An 18042-nucleotide genomic window follows, 5' to 3' on the forward strand; every position below is an offset into this window, starting at 1 on the left:
CGGAACTGGTCTTTTTTGTGTTTTCTTCTAACAGCATCATGATGTATGCTGGGAATTTCTCTTCTGCAATCTCCATGTATCGTTCAATCATGACGTAATCATCGCTAATGTATTGAGACAGCAGCTCGTACCACCATTCTGTTTCGTAGCGGGCAATCATACTAAGGTTATACATCAATAAGTAATGGCTGATGATCTCAGGAATCCCTAGAAAAGCATCTCGTGTTGACGGTATAAACCATTGATCCATTTCTAAATCATAATGAAGATGAGTAGCAAGAGCTGGGTTTTCTTCAAGAAATACATCAAACGTTAGTTTTTTAGCCTCTCTCTGTTTAAGTTTCCAGCTTGTATGGAACTCAAAGTATTCAATAAAGCGTTCAGCAGACATGTTATAAAGTAATGGAATATGATCTTGAATCATCATTCCATTAGCCTTTTCTACTTTAACTAATGTCGAGGGCTGCTTTTGAAACTCAAGAATATGACTCATTTCAGGTATTTTAGACAGGAGATGGATCATCGTAAATCGCTCATCTTCAAGACCATTTAATTGAAATAGATGCTTTAACACATGCATACATAGCCCATTTCTTTGAATTTTCACCTCATCTTCACTAAAACGGTAATGCTGTTTCTTTCTCTTTCTCGATGTTACGCCATGAGCTAAAACAGAGGTTTGAGAAGGATAATGGGGATCCACTGTCAGCAAACATGCTTTAAGTAGCTGTGCCATTCCATAAAACAATAAAATGGGTTTAAGTTCTAGAGGCGCGATCGCAGCCTGTTCATAAAACGTATGGCCATGTTTTAGAAAGTAAATAAATCGTTCACAGTTTTTATAGGCTTGCTGGTTTGCATCTTGAATGTTCCGTTTCTCATATTGTTGAAATAGAAACTTTTGGGAGGTTTCGAGCGAGTAAAAACGTTTTAAATCCTTCCATCCTGAACTTTTCATCTTCTTCCTCAACTCTCTTTATATTTTCTAAAAATTGCAACTGTTTGTTGCTTCCTTGACATGCTGTTTGCTAGTTGATAATCTACATATAATATTTTGCCGAAAAGAGGGGGATTTACTAATGTGGGAAAGTAAATTTTCAAAAGAAGGTTTGACGTTTGACGATGTTTTGCTTGTTCCAGCAAAGTCTGAAGTACTTCCGCGTGATGTCGATTTATCAGTGGAGCTAACAAGCACATTAAAGCTAAACATTCCAATTATCAGTGCGGGAATGGACACAGTGACGGAATCACAAATGGCGATTGCAATGGCACGTCAAGGTGGTCTTGGTATTATTCATAAGAACATGTCCATTGAACAGCAAGCAGAACAGGTGGATAAAGTAAAACGTTCAGAGCGCGGCGTTATTACAAATCCATTCTTCTTAACACCAGAGCATCAAGTATTTGATGCAGAGCATTTGATGGGTAAATACCGTATTTCAGGTGTGCCGATTGTCAACAACGAACAAGACCAAAAGCTTGTTGGTATTATTACGAACCGTGACCTTCGTTTTATTTCGGATTATTCAATGAAGATTAGCGACGTGATGACAAAAGAGGAACTTGTGACAGCTTCTGTTGGTACAACATTAGAAGAAGCTGAAAAAATCCTACAGCAGTACAAGATTGAAAAATTACCTCTTTTAGATGACGAAGGAACGTTAAAAGGTCTTATCACAATCAAAGATATTGAAAAAGTGATTGAATTCCCTAACTCCTCTAAAGATGCGCATGGCCGTTTAATTGTTGGTGCCGCTGTTGGTGTCACTAGCGATACAATGACACGTGTGAAAAAATTAGTCGAAGCCAATGTGGATGTCATTGTCATTGATACAGCACACGGTCATTCTCAAGGTGTTCTAAACACTGTATCGAAAATCCGTGAAACGTATCCTTCTCTTAATATCATTGCTGGTAATGTTGCAACAGCTGAAGCAACAAAAGCATTGTTTGAAGCAGGAGCAGATATTGTGAAAGTCGGTATCGGACCAGGATCTATTTGTACAACACGTGTTGTTGCAGGTGTCGGTGTACCACAAATCACAGCGATCTATGACTGTGCAACAGAAGCAAGAAAACATGGTAAAGCTATTATTGCAGATGGTGGAATTAAATATTCAGGTGATATCGTGAAAGCATTAGCATCTGGCGGACATGCTGTTATGCTTGGAAGCCTTCTAGCTGGTACATCTGAAAGCCCAGGAGAAACAGAAATTTTCCAAGGTAGACGATTCAAAGTTTATCGTGGTATGGGTTCTGTCGCTGCAATGGAAAAAGGAAGTAAAGATCGTTACTTCCAAGAAGATAATAAAAAATTCGTTCCTGAAGGTATTGAAGGCCGTACACCATACAAAGGGCCAGTCGTTGATACAGTGTATCAACTAGTTGGCGGTATTCGTTCTGGTATGGGTTATTGTGGAACACAAGATTTACGCACTCTTAGAGAAGAAGCACAATTCATTCGTATGACGGGTGCAGGACTTCGTGAGAGTCATCCACATGATGTACAAATTACAAAAGAATCACCAAACTACACAATTTCTTGATAAATTGTGACAATCAAATTACATTTGACAGGGTCTATGACTCTGTCTATTTTTTTTGTCTTTATTGTGATAAAATTTATACTGTTGTGTTGAGATAAGCCCTTGTGGATTACATATATATGAAAAACGTCGAAAAAAGATGAATACGGAGGTATGACGATTGAACAGCAAGATATTGAAACAGCTTATGGTCTCTATCCTTGCATTGGCATTGATTGTTACAGCATTTACACCAATGTCCAAAGCAAAAGCTGCTGAAGATCCATTCAGTGTGAATGCGAAAGCAGCGATCCTTATTGAAGCTTCTACAGGTAAAATTCTTTATAGTAAAAACGCAGATCAAAGACTGCCTATTGCAAGTATGGCAAAAATGATGACAGAGTATCTATTACTAGAGGCAATTGCTGAAGGAAAAGTGAAATGGGATCAAAAGTATACGCCAGATGATTATGTATACGAAATTTCTCAGGACCGCAGCTTATCCAACGTTCCTTTGAGAAAAGATGGTTCGTATACAGTAAAAGAACTTTATCAAGCAACGGCTATTTATTCGGCAAATGCAGCAGCGATTGGTTTAGCAGAAGTGATCGCTGGATCAGAATCGAAATTTGTTGAAAAAATGAACGCAAAAGCAAAAGAACTTGGTTTAACAAACTACAAATTCGTGAATGCAACTGGTCTGGAAAATAAAGACTTACATGGCCAACAGCCAAAAGGTACAGGGCCTGATGAAGAAAGTGAAGTATCTGCAAAAGATATGGCTTTGCTTGCACAGCATCTCATCAAAGACCATCCAGAAATTCTTGAAACAGCAAGTATTGCGAAAACAAAGTTCAGAGAAGGCACGGACGATGAAATGGACATGCCTAACTGGAACTTCATGCTTAAAGGACTTGTGAAGGAATATAAAGGTGTTGACGGTCTGAAAACAGGATCTACAGATTCAGCCGGTTCTAGCTTCACAGGTACAGCAAAACAAGGTGACATGCGTGTCATCGCAGTTATCTTGAATGCAAAAGGTAATCTTCATACAGCACGTTTCGACGTGGCAAAAAAACTATTCGACTATGCGTTTAAAAACTTCACGATGAAAGAAATGTACAAAAAAGATCAACAAATTAAAGGACATGAAAACATCGAAGTGGATAAAGGCAAAGATAAAGAAGTACCTGTTGTGACGAAAGAAGCATTTTCTGTGCCAGTAAAAAATGGTGACGAAAAGAGCTATAAAGCAAAAGTAAATATCGAAAAAAAGAAACTAGAAGCTCCTATTAAAAAAGGAACGAAGGTTGGCATGCTGACGACTTCTTATTCTGGTGATGAGAAGGACTACGGTTATTTAAATAAAGACCAATCAGGTGTTGAGCTTGTGACGAAAACAAGCGATGAAAAAGCAAACTGGTTCATCCTTGCAATGCGCGGTGTAGGTGGATTCTTCGCTGGCATTTGGGGCGGAATCGTTGACACAGTAAAAGGCTGGTTCTAATAAAAAACTGCTCTCTATACATGAGAGCAGTTTTTTTATCGTTAAAAGAAGAGCGATTGCTTCTGATTTTGAGGAGTGGACAAGGCTTGCTGAAAAATACCACATAACTTTTCCACGCCCTCGGCCAGTGCTTTTTCATTCACATAAGAAAAGCTGAGGCGGATATAATTCTGTTTCGGTTCTCCAGGATAGCAGACAGAGCCAGGTAGAAAAGTAATTTGATGCTTACGTGCCTCATGTAACAGTGCTCGTGTATCGACCCAAGAAGGAAAGCTGAGCCATAAATTGAGCCCGCCCTGTGGAATTTGCCAAGTTACATCTTTTGGTGCGTACTTCGTTAACACATCCATCATCAAATCGCGTCTCACCTTCAAGGCGGTTCTTAGCTTCTTCGTATGATCAATCATTTTCTTCGATGTCAGAAACGGCAATATGGCCTTTTGTGTGAGGAGAGGGCTGCCTAAGTCATTATTGGCCTTTGCAGCTAATAAGCGGTTAAATATCGAGCCTGATGCGGTGATAATCCCTATTCTGCATCCTGGAGCCAGTGTTTTACTTAACCCTCGTAAATAAATGACGTGTCCATCATGGTCCAAGCTTTTAATAGGTGCTGGCGGTTTCTTTTCAAAATAAAGCTCACGATAAGGGTCATCTTCTACAATGAGACAATCTATGCTTTGAGCCAGTAAGAGAAGCTGTTTTCTGCGTTTCATCGACATACTGGCCCCTGTCGGACTGTGAAAAGTAGGAATCGTATAGATGAGCTTCGGTTTATATTTATCACAAATGCTTTGAAGCTGCTTCATGTTCATCCCTTCATGATCGACAGGGACGGTAATGATTCTTGCTCCTCTGCCCATAAAGACATCAATGGCCCCGGGATAGGTCGGTGCTTCCATGACAACCACATCATCCGGCCCAATAAACGTACGTGCCACCAAATCAAGCCCTTGCTGAGAACCACTTGTTACAAGAATATTTTCAGGTGTAGATGGCACATCCAACTTTTCTAAAAAAGATTGAATGACCTGTCGCAGCTGAAGATCACCTTGTATTTCTCCATACTTCGACATGATTTGAGGATGTCTGGCTAGTACATGCTGCATTTCTTTTTCTAAATACCGGTTTGGCAAAAGACCTGGATCGATCATAGAGGAAGAAAGGTTAATGGCTTCTTCGACATAGTGATACTGGGCGAATTGAGACCGTGGTAAATAATCTGGAATCGACAACTGCCAATCGAAAGAAGTAGATGATGGAACCGGGGTCTCTGCCTGCTCTTGCTGCTCATCCACAAAAGTGCCTTTACCTTGCACTGTCGTTAAATATCCATCGTCCTTTAATCGGGTGTATGCCTTAGCTGCCGTGACAAGACTCACATTCAGCTGCTTAGCTAAATCACGGACAGTTGGCAGCCTTTCTCCTTGCTGAAGCAAACCCGATTGAATGTGATCGATGATTGAAAAGTAAATTTGATTTGAAAGAGATGTATCAGAGTGTCGATGGATATCAATATGCATGAAACCCCTCCATAGAATGCAAAATTGTTATACATGATTTTTAATTGTTATAGTTGTATTATAGCATGTAAATCACACTTGAAAGAGAAAACGACATGTTTTTAGCTGAAAATCCTTTATATACAAGGGGTTATCCTTTTTTATCCGTTGGTTGAATTGTTATACTATTCTCTTTATTGTTATACTTCCTCGCTTGTATGATAAAGATGTTGAATGAATCGAATAGACAAATGGGAGGAAACTATTGTGAGCAATAAGGGAACTGAACGAGTGAAACGTGGAATGGCAGAAATGCAAAAGGGTGGCGTCATTATGGATGTCGTCAATGCGGAGCAGGCAAAAATTGCAGAAGAAGCAGGTGCGGTGGCAGTCATGGCACTAGAACGAGTACCAGCTGATATCCGTGCAGCAGGCGGTGTTGCCCGTATGGCAGACCCAAGAATCGTAGAGGAAGTACAAAATGCAGTAACGATTCCAGTCATGGCAAAAGCACGTATCGGCCACATCGTCGAGGCTCGTGTTCTTGAAGCACTTGGTGTTGATTATATCGATGAGAGTGAAGTGCTGACGCCCGCAGATGAGGAATTCCATTTAAATAAAAATGAATACACAGTACCTTTTGTCTGTGGATGCCGTGACTTAGGTGAGGCAACCCGCCGTATCGCAGAAGGCGCTTCTATGCTTCGTACAAAAGGAGAACCTGGGACAGGCAACATCGTAGAAGCTGTTCGTCATATGAGAAAGGTCAATGCTCAGATTCGTAAAGTATCGGCTATGAGTGAAGATGAACTGATGACAGAAGCCAAGAATCTTGGCGCGCCTTATGAATTATTGCTGCAAATCAAAAGAGACGGCAAGCTGCCAGTTGTGAACTTTGCAGCAGGAGGCGTTGCGACACCAGCAGATGCTGCGTTAATGATGCAGCTTGGCGCAGACGGTGTATTTGTCGGATCTGGTATTTTCAAATCAGACAATCCAGCTAAATTTGCAAAAGCAATTGTTGAAGCAACGACTCATTACACTGATTACCGTCTTATTGCAGAACTTTCAAAAGAGCTTGGAACAGCTATGAAAGGAATTGAAATTTCAAATCTACTGCCAGAAGAACGTATGCAAGAGCGTGGCTGGTAATTAAGGGAGCGCAAACGAACATGCTGACAATTGGTGTACTAGGGCTTCAAGGAGCGGTGAGAGAGCATATTCAATCGATTGAAGCCTGCGGCGCAGAAGGAAAGATCATCAAACGAGTAGAAGAGCTAGAATCCGTTGACGGTTTGATTATCCCTGGTGGAGAAAGTACGACGATGAGGAGACTTATGGATACGTACCAATTCATTGAACCGATCAAGGCGTTCGCTGCTCAAGGGAAACCGATTTTCGGGACATGTGCCGGTTTGATTATGCTGGCAAAGCATATCGAAGATCGAGAAGATGCTCATCTTGGCCTATTAAATGTATCTGTTGCACGGAACTCTTTTGGCAGACAGGTAGACAGCTTTGAAGCAGATTTAGAAGTAAAAGGACTGGATGCCCCGTTTACAGGGGTATTCATCCGTGCGCCTCATATCATCAGCGCAGATAATGACGTAGAAATCATGGCTGAATATGATGGCAGGATTGTGATGGCGAAAGAAAACAATATCTTAGGCTGCTCTTTTCATCCAGAGCTGACAGACGATCACCGGTTAACACAGCTGTTTGTAGACATGGTGAAGTCCTACAAAACGAAGCTTGCTGTATAAAACGGTTGAAAAGAGATAAAACTTATAGTACATTAAAATCACAATCAAAGATCGAAAAAGCGTTGACGGGAAATAGTAAGAAGCCCCTCTTTCTCAGAGAGCCGATGGTTGGTGAGAATCGGTGAAAGATGCATTCTGAATCCATCCTTGAGCGAAATGCTGAAACACGAGAAGTAAGCATTTACGGTGATACCGTTACAGAGGAAAGAGGAAAGCATGCTTCTGCATGTTTTCAATCAGGGTGGCAACGCGAGAGCTCTCGTCCCTTTCATGGGATGAGGGCTCTTTTTATTTTTCGATAAAAAAAGGAGTGTTACACATGCTTGATATTAAACAACTGCGCACGGACTTTGATCAAATCAAAGAAAAATTAGCACACCGAGGCGAAGATTTAGCGGATTTTGATAAGTTTGGTGAGCTAGATCAAAAAAGAAGAGAATTAATCGGGAAAACAGAAGAATTAAAGAGCCGAAGAAATGAAGTATCACAGCAAGTGGCCGTTCTAAAAAGAGAAAAGAAAGACGCCGATCACATTATTCAAGAAATGCGTGAGGTAGGAGATGAGATCAAGAAGCTGGATGATGAGCTAAGAACAGTAGAAGAGAGCCTGCAGCACATCCTGTTCTCAATTCCAAATATCCCTCATGACTCTGTACCAGTTGGTGAAACAGAAGACGACAACGTGGAAGTGAGAAAATGGGGCGAACAGCCAGCCTTCTCATTTGAACCAAAACCACATTGGGACGTAGCTGATGAGCTAAAAATCCTTGATTTTGAACGTGCAGGAAAAGTGACAGGAAGCCGTTTCGTTTTTTATAAAGGGCTTGGCGCCCGCTTAGAGCGCGCATTGTATAACTTTATGCTCGATTTACATGTGGATGAGTTTGGTTTTACTGAAGTGCTTCCACCTTATATGGTCAACAGAGCGAGCATGACAGGAACTGGTCAGCTTCCAAAATTCGAAGAGGATGCCTTTAAAATACGTGAAGAAGATTACTTCCTCATTCCAACAGCTGAAGTGCCAATTACGAACATGCATCGTGACGAAATCCTCGAAGGCGAACAGCTGCCAATCAACTATGCAGCATTCAGTGCTTGCTTTAGATCAGAAGCTGGATCTGCTGGCAGAGATACACGTGGACTCATCCGTCAGCATCAATTTAACAAGGTAGAGCTTGTGAAATTTGTCAGACCAGAAGATTCTTATGAAGAATTAGAGAAATTAACAAATCAAGCAGAAAAAGTTCTTCAGCTATTGAACCTGCCATACCGTGTCATGAGCATGTGTACGGGAGATTTAGGCTTCACAGCTGCGAAGAAATACGATATCGAAGTGTGGATTCCGAGCCAGAATACGTACCGTGAAATTTCTTCTTGCAGTAACTTCGAAGCATTCCAGGCAAGACGTGCAAACATTCGTTTCCGTCCAGAGCCTAAAGCGAAGCCAGAACATGTCCACACATTAAATGGATCTGGATTAGCGGTAGGAAGAACTGTAGCGGCTATTTTAGAAAACTATCAACAAGAGGACGGCACAGTGATCATTCCTGAAGTACTGCGTCCTTATATGGGAAATAAAGAAGTGATGAAATAAGATGCCGTCAAGGCATCTTTTTCTTTTTACCAAAAGTCCTACAGTTTTCCTGAATTTAGCCGATAAAAAAATTAAAAGCTTCTAGGAAAGAAGGAATAACCTTGAATAGGCTTGACTATTATGTTGAAATGGCTCATTTACTTAGAAAGGTACTAGATGAAAGTATTCTTTTCGGCATCACAGATACAGAGAAGATACTTTGTTATTACCCATCTAACACAATAGATTTTGGTATGAAAGTTGGAGACCCATTGAACCCAGAAGACCAAAATGTGGCGACGACATTAAGAGGACAAGAATATGACGGTCATTTACCAGAGCATTTATATGGTTATGAAATTGCTGTAAAAGGTTACCCGATTTTTGATGAAGATAGAAAAGTAATTGGCTCTTTTTTAGTGGCATTTTCACATCATCGTGAAAAGAAATTAAGCGGTTATATGGAGCAAATCAATAAAGTAGCGAAAGAACTCCAAGGTGGAATTGAGCAAATTGCTGCACATTCACAAGAGCTGGCTGCCACAAGTTTAGAAATAAGCGAACAGGCAGGAAGAGCGGAAGAGAAATCTGCGAATATTGAAGAAGTCGTCAAAACCATTGGCGGAATCGCTAGACAAACAAATCTGCTCGGTTTAAATGCTGCAATTGAAGCCGCAAGAGCAGGTGAGAACGGAAAAGGGTTTGCTGTCGTTGCTGATGAAGTTCGCAAATTATCAGATGGCTCGAAGGAAGCGGCTGAAACCATTAATACATTTTTAAAAGAAATCCAAGACAGCATTGGCACTCTGTCTGAAAACATCTCACAAATCAGCAGCTCAACAAATGAACAAGCCAAACAAGTGACAGACTTTACGAAGATTATCGAGTCATTAAATGAGTTTAAAGTAGAGATGAATCAGTTTATTGAAGAAATTAGACAGGATACGAAATAGATCGAGAGCAGCCGTCAATGGCTGCTTTTTTATAGGCAATCATCATGCCAAAATCACATATTGAATTTTTTTTCGAAAAGATGTTGACTTCAAATAAAATGATATGGTATATTAATTCTTGTCGATACGGAGGAATACCCAAGTCCGGCTGAAGGGATCGGTCTTGAAAACCGACAGGGGTGTCAAAGCCCGCGGGGGTTCGAATCCCTCTTCCTCCGCCATATTGATTTTTTACCTTAGTTGAATTGAACGCAAGCATAAAAATTGGAAATTGTCAAACCGCTGCATTTCGCGAATGCAGCGGTTTTTTTTATTTTGTTTTAGAGCGATTTTTTTGAATAACAGAAGCTATTTCGTGAAGAATGGGATCAAGTGAGCTTTCATCATGAAGTAAGTCATAATCTTCAATATTAATTTTAATCACTGGGCATAAATCAAATTGTTCGATCCATTCCGTGTATCGAGTGTACATTTCTTCCCAATAAGCTCGGTCAGTTTGAGTTTCCATCTCTCTGCCGCGTTCTTCAATACGATGTAAAATATGATCTAAATCCCCGTGTAGATAGATGAGGACATCAGGGTGAGGGAAGTAAGGTGTCATCACCATCGCCTCAAATAGGCTTGTATACGTTTCATAATCAACCTCAGACATCGTACCTTTGTCCGCATGCATTTTTGCAAAAATGCCAGTATCCTCATAAATGGAACGATCTTGTACATATCCTCCGCCAGATTCAAAAATCCGCTTTTGCTCCTTAAAACGCTCAGCTAAGAAATAGACCTGTAAGTGGAAGCTCCATCTTTGGAAATCTGAATAAAAAGGCTCTAAATATGGGTTATCATCTACTTTTTCAAGAGAGGTTTGAAACCCTAGCTTGTCCGCTATTGTTTTGGTCATAGTTGATTTGCCGACACCAACAGTCCCGGCAATTGTGATGACTGCGTCCTTTGGTATTTCGATATTGTTCATAGCACTTGCTCCTTTATGTTCTGTACAATTTGCTGGTAATCTTGCTGTGAGGAAACGAAGTCTGTATGATCTCCTTCAATTGTAATGATAGGAAGCCCTGGCTCAGTCTGTTTTAAATGTTCAATAGCCAGCTCATAATCTTCAATGAGTGTTTTTAAATAAGCTGGGTCAATGTCTTCTTCAAAAGAGCGTCCTCTCATCTGTATTCTTTCAAGTAAGGTGGGAAGGCTGGCTTTTATATAGATCATGGCATTTGGTTTAGGAAGATCATCTGTTAGCAGATGATAGATCTTTCTGTATTTATCCATGTGCTTTTTTGATAATGTTCTTTCTGCAAATATCATATTTTTATAGACGTGATAATCAGTGACAACTGGCTGCTGTTTATTCACATAGTTTTCTTCAATTGATTCTAACTGTTTGAACCGATTGCATAAAAAGAACATCTCAAGCTGAAAGCTCCATTGTTCCATATCTTCATAAAATTTATCTAAGAATGGATTTTCTTCTACAATCTCTTTTACTAAAGGAAATTGAAATTCCTTCGCAAGCATTGTAGCCAAAGTTGTTTTTCCGGCTCCAATCGGGCCTTCCACTGCAATAAAAGGGGCAGGATACATAGGCGTTCTCCTCTATCTATAAAGTTAAAGTTGTCAAACCAATGTATATTGTACCATACCCCTTCTAATAGATAGAGTGAATGGATTACGATGTCGTTCTTTTTTCAATATTAAATTGATCTGATAATAAGAGCCAATTTTGTGGGAAAGATAGACCTAATTTCCAATAAGCAATGCCGTTCAAATTTAGCTCTTTGATGAGGTTGAACTTTGCTTGAATTGATCTAGCGTCTTCGAACCAGACCTCATGCTCTTTGTTGTTGGCATCTGTATAACGAAAATGGGGTGCCTGTGCTGTTTCGTCGTATAAGATAGAGACATTGTGCTCTCTAGCAAGTGCAATTGCTTGTTGAGGACTGACGGCTTTGGCTATGGGGCCGCCCTGGACGAAAGGAAGTGTCCAATCATAGCCGTATAAATTCTGCCCCATTACAATTTTATTGGCCGGTATGACAGTTAATGCATATTCAATGACTTGGCGGACAGGTCCAATTGGAGAGACAGCTTGTGGAGGGCCGCCGCTGTACCCCCATTCATAGGTCATCAACACAACATGATCGACGATCTTACCGATCGCTTCATAGTCATGGGCTTCATACCATTTGCCCTTTTGCTGACTACTTGTTTTTGGTGCAAGTGCAACAGATATTGTCCATCCTTCTTGATGGAAACGCGCTGTTGCTTCTCTTAAAAATTGAATATAAGCATCTTTATCAGCAGGGCGTAAATATTCAAAATCAAAATGGACTTCCTTGAATTGATACTTTTTGGCAACACGAACAATTTCATTTAAAAATGCCGTTTTGACAGATTGGTTAGTTAAAAGAATACGCCCAAGTTCATCACTGAATTTTTCATTCTCTAGATTTGTCACCACCATGGTTAATACAGTTCTGTTCTGAGCGGCAATCTGGGGTAGTTGGTCTAACGGTGGTTCTCGCAGTGTCCCATCTCTTTGTGCTTGAAAACTAAAGACTTCTAAATGGGTCAAGTATGGGGAGGCCTCTCTAGCTGCCTGCTTTAAGTTTTCACTGACTTGATTTCCCCGTGGTTCAATATAAGCATTGGAATTAATGTTCCTTTTCGGTCTTTGTGGAATATAGAGCAAGAAACGAATAGGCAGTATCGCTTCAGGCCGAATTCTGTTCACGCGTGCCAATTCTTCCACTGAGATTTGAAACCGTCTACCAATTTGATATAGTGTGTCATTTTGTTTGACCTCATAAAATTGACCTCTAATTGGAATGACAATTGTTTGTCCAATGACGAGTTGATTTGGTGTTTCGACTTCGTTAGTACGGATAATTTCATTGACTGTCGTTTTAAAACGCATAGCAATGTCGTTTAAAGTATCTCCTCTTTTGACAACATAAATTTGAATAGTCAACGCCCCCTTTGTTATTGCTAACAATTTATGAGGGTTATAGCTAAATCATGTTTGATTTTCATTCGTGATTTCCTTAGCGGTAGTGATTTTGGCTAGAAGAACGTTCTCCATCATCGTTAAAGCGTAGTTGTTATCTCTGTCGTCATTTGAAGCGATACAATCTTTAGGTACAATTAGATTGTATTCTCGCATGTATGCGTCATTTGCAGTGAACAAAACGCAAATGTTTCCGGCAATTCCAGTTAGAATAATGTCCTCAACACCTAATTCATTTAAGAGTGTCTCTAGTGCAGTACCGTAGAAGGCAGAATGCTTAGGTTTAATTAAGAAGTAATTATCTTTAGATGGTGTCATTTTCTCTAAAATAGGAGCGCTTCTTTCATTTTTGCATGTTTCCAAAACAGCTTGGATATCAGCCTTCCAAAGTCCGTAGTGATCGTTGATATAAATGATTGGCCAATTTTCCTTGAAAGCATGTTGTTTAAGAGCTAAAATTTTATTGGTCATTTGCTCTGTTTTTTCTGCAAGCACATGTCCCATTTCAAAATCAAAATCATTAATCATGTCGATAATAAGTAGCGCCTTTGTTTGCTTTGACAAAATAAGACCCCCTTTAAAAGATTGTGATAATATGTTAACCTCAATTTCCTTTTAAAAAACATGAAAAGAGAGCCGTGCCATGACGAAAGATGAACAGTTTATGCAAGAAGCCATTTCTGAAGCCTTAAAAGCAGAACAAATAGGGGAAGTGCCGATTGGTGCGATCATTGTTGTTGATGATCAAATCGTGAGCCGGGCTCATAATTTAAGGGAAAGTGAGCAGCGTTCGATTGCACATGCAGAATTACTTGCTATTGATGAAGCATGTAAAGCGACAGGGAGCTGGCGTTTAGAAGATGCTGTGCTTTACGTTACGCTTGAGCCATGCCCAATGTGTGCGGGTGCTATTGTTCTCTCTAGAGTGAAAAAGGTCGTTTTTGGTGCATACGATCCAAAAGGTGGATGCGCAGGTACTTTAATGAATTTACTGGATGATGAACGGTTCAATCATCAGTCTGAGGTCATCGGTGGTGTACTTGAAAATCAGTGTGGTGAGCTGTTAAGTCAGTTCTTCCGAAATCTCCGTCAGCGAAAGAAACAAGCCAAAAGTAAATGAATGGATGTCGTTTGCAATTTGAGCTATAAGAAGGTATACTTATGTCTGCGTCACTAACAATTTAATATTCATTTTGCCGTGCTAAGCGGGGAGGTAGCGGTGCCCTGTACTCGCAATCCGCTCTAGCGAGGCCGAATCCCTTCTCGAGGTTCGTTTACTTCAAGGTCTGCCTTAAATAAGTGGTGTTGACGTCTGGGTCCTGCGCAATGGGAATTCATGAACCATGTCAGGTCCGGAAGGAAGCAGCATTAAGTGAAACCTCTCATGTGCCGCAGGGTTGCCTGGGCCGAGCTAACTGTTTAAGTAACGCTTGGGGTAGCGAATCGACAGAAGGTGCACGGTAAATCAATATTAAATGTAACTCATCTAGTTTAACTAGGTGAGTTTTTTGTTGCTGTTCAAAGAATAGCTTAAATGCTTTGGTGATACAAATAGATAAAAAGTCTTTTTGGTGCCATTTGTTTTTTTCACTAAACGTAAAAAGAACTGGTGTTCTGTTTGGAGTTTCAGGTCTTTTTACAAAGCTAGAAAATACGTTTTTAATACATGGAAAGTAGAAAATCTCTAGTTGAAATCATCTTATTGGCATATTAGAAAATAAAGGTGTGCTTTTGAATTGATCGGTGCATCATGTATAATGAAAAGGATGATAAATGGAGGAGGGCGTATTTGTGAGTTATCAAGCTTTATATCGAGTGTTCAGACCTCAAGTTTTTGAGGATGTTGTTGGACAAGAACACATCACAAAAACGTTGCAAAATGCCCTTTTGCAGAAAAAGTTTTCTCATGCTTACTTATTTTCAGGTCCTAGAGGAACAGGTAAAACAAGTGCTGCCAAAATCTTTGCTAAGGCAGTGAACTGTGAAAAGTCACCTGTTAGCGAGCCGTGTAATGAATGTGATGCCTGTAAAGGGATTACAAACGGTTCAATTTCAGACGTGATTGAAATAGATGCTGCCTCGAATAACGGGGTAGATGAAATCCGGGATATACGTGATAAAGTGAAATTTGCTCCTTCGGCGGTTACATATAAGGTTTATATTATAGATGAAGTACATATGCTCTCTATCGGTGCATTTAATGCTCTCCTTAAAACGCTGGAAGAACCGCCTGCTCATTGTATCTTTATTTTGGCTACCACAGAGCCCCATAAGATTCCTCTTACCATCATATCTCGTTGTCAGCGGTTTGATTTTAAACGAATCACGACTAAAGATATTGTTGGAAGAATGGAGAAAATTGTAGATGCAGAAGGCCTTGACGTACAGGAGGGTTCGCTCGAGATTATTGCTAGTGCAGCTGATGGCGGTATGCGTGATGCACTAAGTCTCTTGGATCAAGCGATCTCATTTAGTGGTGAACAATTGACAATTGATGATGCGCTGCTCATTACAGGTGCTGTATCGCAGCATTTCATTAGTCAGCTTGCTGAAGCAATTTTTGATCAAAATATTGCCACAGCGTTAGATACATTAAATGAATTGCTCCAGCAGGGGAAAGATGCTGCTAAATTAATAGAGGATATGATTTTTTACTTTAGAGATATGCTGCTTTATAAAACGGCACCAGATCTCGAGGGGGTTCTTGAAAAGGTAAAGGTCGACGAAAGTTTCGTGGCGCTGTCAGATCGTGTGACACCTCAGTTTCTGTATGAAACCATTGAAGTCCTGAATAAAAGCCACCAAGAAATGAAATGGACAAATCATCCAAGGATTTTCTTTGAGGTAGCTGTTGTAAAGCTGTGTCAGTCAACAGCAGGATTGACACAAGGCCATGCTGACGCTGATTTAACGGCGCTAACAGATAAAATAAACAGGCTGGAACAGGAACTATCGAGGCTAAGAGCCGAAGGTGTACCAATGTCTCCATCTCATAGCCCTCAAGAAAAAAAGGAGGCGCCTCGACCACAAACAAGTAATAAAAATGGCTATCGTGCTCCTGTCGGCCGAATTCATGAGATTCTAAAAGAAGCGAAACGGCCTGAGTTAGAAAAAATTAAAGGCAAATGGGGAGAGCTCCTTGCCCAGTTGAAACAGCAGAATAAGGTGTCTCACGCTGCGTTATTAACGGACAGTGAGCCAGTGGCGGCTGCTTCGCATGCCTTTGTTTTAAAATTCAAATTTGAAATACATTGTAAAATGGTTGCTGAAGATAAAAGCGGTGTTCGGACCAATCTTGAACAACTGCTAGAGTCTATGTTAGGAAAAAGAGTGGAATTAGTTGGCGTTCCTGACGCTCAATGGGGTAAAATAAGAGAAGAATTTTTAAGAGATCATCAGCCGGATGAACAAGCAGATGGTCAGGGAACTTCTACTGAAGAGGATCCATTGATTGCGGAAGCAAAAAAATTAGTAGGAACTGATTTAATTGAAATTAAAGATTAATAAAAATGAAAGAGAGTGGTGTTCATATGCGCGGTGGAATGGGAAATATGCAAAAAATGATGAAACAAATGCAAAAAATGCAAAAGGATATGGCGAAGGCTCAAGAAGAGCTTGCAGAAAAAGTTCTTGAAGGTACAGCTGGTGGCGGTATGGTCACTGTCAAAGTAAATGGACAAAAAGAAGTCGTTGATGTAGCAATTAATGAAGAAGTTGTTGATCCAGAAGATATCGATATGCTTCAAGATCTTGTACTTGCTGCGACAAACGATGCATTGAAAAAAGTCGATGAGCTAACGAATGAAACGATGGGTCAATTCACAAAAGGAATGAACATGCCAGGTTTATTCTAGGAGGAATAACTGAAGATGCAATATCCTGAACCAATATCAAAGCTGATTGACAGCTTTATGAAATTGCCAGGAATCGGACCGAAAACTGCGGTCCGTCTGGCTTTTTTTGTTCTTAGTATGCAGGAAGATGTCGTACTAGATTTTGCGAAGGCGCTTGTAAATGCAAAGCGTAATTTAACTTATTGTTCGGTATGCGGTCATATCACAGACCAAGATCCTTGCTATATTTGTGAAGATACAAGAAGAGATCAATCTGTTATCTGTGTAGTGCAGGATCCAAAAGATGTAATCGCAATGGAAAAAATGAAAGAATACAACGGCTTATATCATGTGCTTCATGGTGCCATTTCGCCAATGGACGGAATTGGCCCAGAGGATATTAAAATTCCTGACCTATTAAAAAGATTGCAAGACGATCAAGTGACAGAGGTAATCCTTGCAACCAATCCAAACATTGAAGGAGAAGCAACAGCCATGTATATCTCCAGATTGTTAAAACCATCAGGAATTAAACTCTCTCGCATTGCTCACGGACTTCCAGTAGGCGGGGATTTAGAGTATGCGGATGAAGTTACACTGTCTAAGGCTCTAGAAGGCAGACGTGAGATGTAGGAAGGAGAAGTACGGTACATGGGTTTTCTTCGCAGAAAATCAATTCGAAAAGAATTCGATGAGAAATTAATTCAACAGCTTTTTAAGCAAAAGGAAGAATGGAACAGACAAAAAAAGCTTGTCGCAAATAGCGTTGAGCCTTCACCGGACATTCTATTCGAATTAAAGCTTGCTCAAGCGAAGTACTTTTTCTATCTGAGAGAAGCGAAAAAGAGGAATTTACGTTTAAACAACTGGAAATAGCAGGTCTATTATACATAGTCCTCTCATATGCTTGTACTATTCAATATGAAGAGGAGATGAGAGGATTATGGAACCTGTTATTGTGATCGGGTCAATTTTGCTAGCTGTGCTATTGTTGTTTATGTCAGGTGTGCAGGCGAATCCATTCAAATGGTTAGGGCTTATCGGAGTGAAGTTTGTAGCAGGCGCTCTTTTTTTATTTTGCCTCAACCTATTTGGCGAGAGTCTAGGGTTACATGTCTCTATTAACCCTGTAACGAGTGGAATTAGTGGTTTATTGGGTATTCCGGGCGTAGCAGCTTTAATCGTCATTGAAAAGTTTATTATTTAATGAAAAATATTATTGACTTTGATTCGATAGGGTGGTAAATTAATATACGTCGCTGATGACGAAGAAACGAAAAAACATAATAACAAAAAAGTTGTTGACACTAACAACTTGGATGTGATAAGATGTTCTAGTCGCTTCTGAAGCGGTAAACAAGTTCTTTGAAAACTAA

At 40.2% G+C, this 18042-nt stretch carries 17 protein-coding genes, 1 tRNA gene, 1 other RNA gene, 1 pseudogene and 1 other annotated feature; of the genes and pseudogenes, 14 read left to right on the forward strand and 6 right to left on the reverse strand.

Going from position 1 to position 18042, the window contains the following annotated elements; genetic code table 11:
• A partial coding sequence (locus AWT60_RS05040; RefSeq protein ID WP_101677502.1) for a YaaC family protein occupies positions 1-958 on the reverse strand: 958 nt, incomplete at its 3' end.
• 121 nt (positions 959-1079) lie between these two features.
• Here AWT60_RS05040 and guaB point away from each other — a divergent pair.
• Together guaB and AWT60_RS05050 are read left to right on the forward strand one after the other, a co-directional pair.
• Positions 1080-2546 (forward strand): IMP dehydrogenase, encoded by a 1467-nt coding sequence (gene guaB, locus AWT60_RS05045; RefSeq protein ID WP_218676994.1) that lies wholly within the window; start codon positions 1080-1082, stop codon positions 2544-2546.
• A gap of 160 nt (positions 2547-2706) precedes the next feature.
• Positions 2707-4032, forward strand: coding sequence for a D-alanyl-D-alanine carboxypeptidase family protein (locus AWT60_RS05050; RefSeq protein WP_041106259.1), 1326 nt, complete (start codon positions 2707-2709; stop codon positions 4030-4032).
• A gap of 41 nt (positions 4033-4073) precedes the next feature.
• Here AWT60_RS05050 and pdxR read toward each other — a convergent pair whose 3' ends face one another.
• The gene (pdxR, locus tag AWT60_RS05055) at positions 4074-5552 is read right to left on the reverse strand and encodes a MocR-like pyridoxine biosynthesis transcription factor PdxR (RefSeq protein WP_056767003.1); all 1479 of its coding nucleotides are present in this window, start codon (positions 5550-5552) and stop codon (positions 4074-4076) included.
• A gap of 246 nt (positions 5553-5798) precedes the next feature.
• On the opposite strand from pdxR, the gene pdxS reads away from it, so the two are divergent.
• The 5 genes and pseudogenes from pdxS (at position 5799) to AWT60_RS05080 (ending at position 10041) form a co-directional block, all read left to right on the forward strand.
• Positions 5799-6683: a pyridoxal 5'-phosphate synthase lyase subunit PdxS gene (gene pdxS / locus AWT60_RS05060; RefSeq protein ID WP_039175840.1), complete on the forward strand. Its 885-nt coding sequence runs from the start codon at positions 5799-5801 to the stop codon at positions 6681-6683.
• A 20-nt stretch (positions 6684-6703) separates the two neighbouring features.
• Positions 6704-7294, forward strand: a complete 591-nt coding sequence (gene pdxT, locus AWT60_RS05065) for a pyridoxal 5'-phosphate synthase glutaminase subunit PdxT (protein WP_041106255.1) — start codon at positions 6704-6706, stop codon at positions 7292-7294.
• Between the two features lie 53 nt (positions 7295-7347).
• Positions 7348-7564, forward strand: a binding site (T-box leader).
• Between the two features lie 49 nt (positions 7565-7613).
• On the forward strand, positions 7614-8888 hold the full coding sequence (serS, locus tag AWT60_RS05070) for a serine--tRNA ligase (RefSeq protein WP_024426746.1): 1275 nt from the start codon (positions 7614-7616) through the stop codon (positions 8886-8888).
• Positions 8889-9484: 596 nt separating this feature from the next.
• A pseudogene (locus tag AWT60_RS18700) lies at positions 9485-9820 on the forward strand (methyl-accepting chemotaxis protein); the annotation flags it as partial.
• 128 nt (positions 9821-9948) lie between these two features.
• Positions 9949-10041, forward strand: a tRNA-Ser gene (locus tag AWT60_RS05080).
• Positions 10042-10130: 89 nt separating this feature from the next.
• Here AWT60_RS05080 and AWT60_RS05085 read toward each other — a convergent pair.
• The 4 genes from AWT60_RS05085 to AWT60_RS05100 all read right to left on the reverse strand — a co-directional run bounded on the left by AWT60_RS05085 (position 10131) and on the right by AWT60_RS05100 (position 13397).
• On the reverse strand, positions 10131-10790 hold the full coding sequence (locus AWT60_RS05085) for a deoxynucleoside kinase (RefSeq protein ID WP_003218104.1): 660 nt from the start codon (positions 10788-10790) through the stop codon (positions 10131-10133).
• A complete protein-coding gene (locus tag AWT60_RS05090; protein WP_024425759.1) occupies positions 10787-11410 on the reverse strand; it encodes a deoxynucleoside kinase in 624 nt (207 codons plus the stop codon). Before AWT60_RS05090 ends, AWT60_RS05085 begins: the two co-directional genes overlap by 4 nt.
• A gap of 85 nt (positions 11411-11495) precedes the next feature.
• Positions 11496-12743, reverse strand: a complete 1248-nt coding sequence (locus tag AWT60_RS05095) for a glycosyl hydrolase family 18 protein (protein ID WP_483861523.1) — start codon at positions 12741-12743, stop codon at positions 11496-11498.
• Positions 12744-12842: 99 nt separating this feature from the next.
• Entirely contained in the window at positions 12843-13397 is a 555-nt protein-coding gene (locus AWT60_RS05100) for a cysteine hydrolase family protein (protein ID WP_041106250.1), read from the reverse strand.
• 79 nt (positions 13398-13476) lie between these two features.
• Here AWT60_RS05100 and tadA point away from each other — a divergent pair, with 79 nt between their 5' ends.
• The 7 genes from tadA (at position 13477) to AWT60_RS05135 (ending at position 17873) form a co-directional block, all read left to right on the forward strand.
• Entirely contained in the window at positions 13477-13953 is a 477-nt protein-coding gene (gene tadA / locus AWT60_RS05105; RefSeq protein WP_041106248.1) for a tRNA adenosine(34) deaminase TadA, read from the forward strand.
• A 76-nt stretch (positions 13954-14029) separates the two neighbouring features.
• An RNA gene (gene ffs / locus AWT60_RS05110) (signal recognition particle sRNA large type) lies at positions 14030-14294 on the forward strand.
• 330 nt (positions 14295-14624) lie between these two features.
• Positions 14625-16337, forward strand: coding sequence for a DNA polymerase III subunit gamma/tau (gene dnaX, locus AWT60_RS05115; RefSeq protein ID WP_041106245.1), 1713 nt, complete (start codon positions 14625-14627; stop codon positions 16335-16337).
• Between the two features lie 26 nt (positions 16338-16363).
• Positions 16364-16687, forward strand: coding sequence for a YbaB/EbfC family nucleoid-associated protein (locus AWT60_RS05120; RefSeq protein WP_008342011.1), 324 nt, complete (start codon positions 16364-16366; stop codon positions 16685-16687).
• A gap of 15 nt (positions 16688-16702) precedes the next feature.
• On the forward strand, positions 16703-17299 hold the full coding sequence (gene recR, locus AWT60_RS05125) for a recombination protein RecR (protein ID WP_003218094.1): 597 nt from the start codon (positions 16703-16705) through the stop codon (positions 17297-17299).
• A gap of 18 nt (positions 17300-17317) precedes the next feature.
• Positions 17318-17542, forward strand: a complete 225-nt coding sequence (locus AWT60_RS05130; RefSeq protein WP_024425764.1) for a YaaL family protein — start codon at positions 17318-17320, stop codon at positions 17540-17542.
• A 67-nt stretch (positions 17543-17609) separates the two neighbouring features.
• On the forward strand, positions 17610-17873 hold the full coding sequence (locus AWT60_RS05135) for a pro-sigmaK processing inhibitor BofA family protein (protein WP_034284261.1): 264 nt from the start codon (positions 17610-17612) through the stop codon (positions 17871-17873).
• Positions 17874-18042 lie beyond the last annotated feature (169 nt).

Origin of the sequence: Bacillus sp. F2HM (assembly GCF_019266135.1) — a bacterium.
Classification (GTDB): Bacteria; Bacillota; Bacilli; order Bacillales; family Bacillaceae; genus Bacillus; species Bacillus safensis.

Coding starts and splice junctions, on each gene's coding strand:
- recR (WP_003218094.1), top strand. CDS start 16,703: ATGCAATATCCTGAACCAATATCAAAGCTGATTGACAGCTTTATGAAA.
- AWT60_RS05090 (WP_024425759.1), bottom strand. CDS start 11,410: ATGTATCCTGCCCCTTTTATTGCAGTGGAAGGCCCGATTGGAGCCGGA.
- pdxR (WP_056767003.1), bottom strand. CDS start 5,552: ATGCATATTGATATCCATCGACACTCTGATACATCTCTTTCAAATCAA.
- guaB (WP_218676994.1), top strand. CDS start 1,080: ATGTGGGAAAGTAAATTTTCAAAAGAAGGTTTGACGTTTGACGATGTT.
- serS (WP_024426746.1), top strand. CDS start 7,614: ATGCTTGATATTAAACAACTGCGCACGGACTTTGATCAAATCAAAGAA.
- AWT60_RS05120 (WP_008342011.1), top strand. CDS start 16,364: ATGCGCGGTGGAATGGGAAATATGCAAAAAATGATGAAACAAATGCAA.
- AWT60_RS05130 (WP_024425764.1), top strand. CDS start 17,318: ATGGGTTTTCTTCGCAGAAAATCAATTCGAAAAGAATTCGATGAGAAA.
- AWT60_RS05135 (WP_034284261.1), top strand. CDS start 17,610: ATGGAACCTGTTATTGTGATCGGGTCAATTTTGCTAGCTGTGCTATTG.
- pdxT (WP_041106255.1), top strand. CDS start 6,704: ATGCTGACAATTGGTGTACTAGGGCTTCAAGGAGCGGTGAGAGAGCAT.
- tadA (WP_041106248.1), top strand. CDS start 13,477: ATGACGAAAGATGAACAGTTTATGCAAGAAGCCATTTCTGAAGCCTTA.
- AWT60_RS05085 (WP_003218104.1), bottom strand. CDS start 10,790: ATGAACAATATCGAAATACCAAAGGACGCAGTCATCACAATTGCCGGG.
- AWT60_RS05095 (WP_483861523.1), bottom strand. CDS start 12,743: ATGCGTTTTAAAACGACAGTCAATGAAATTATCCGTACTAACGAAGTC.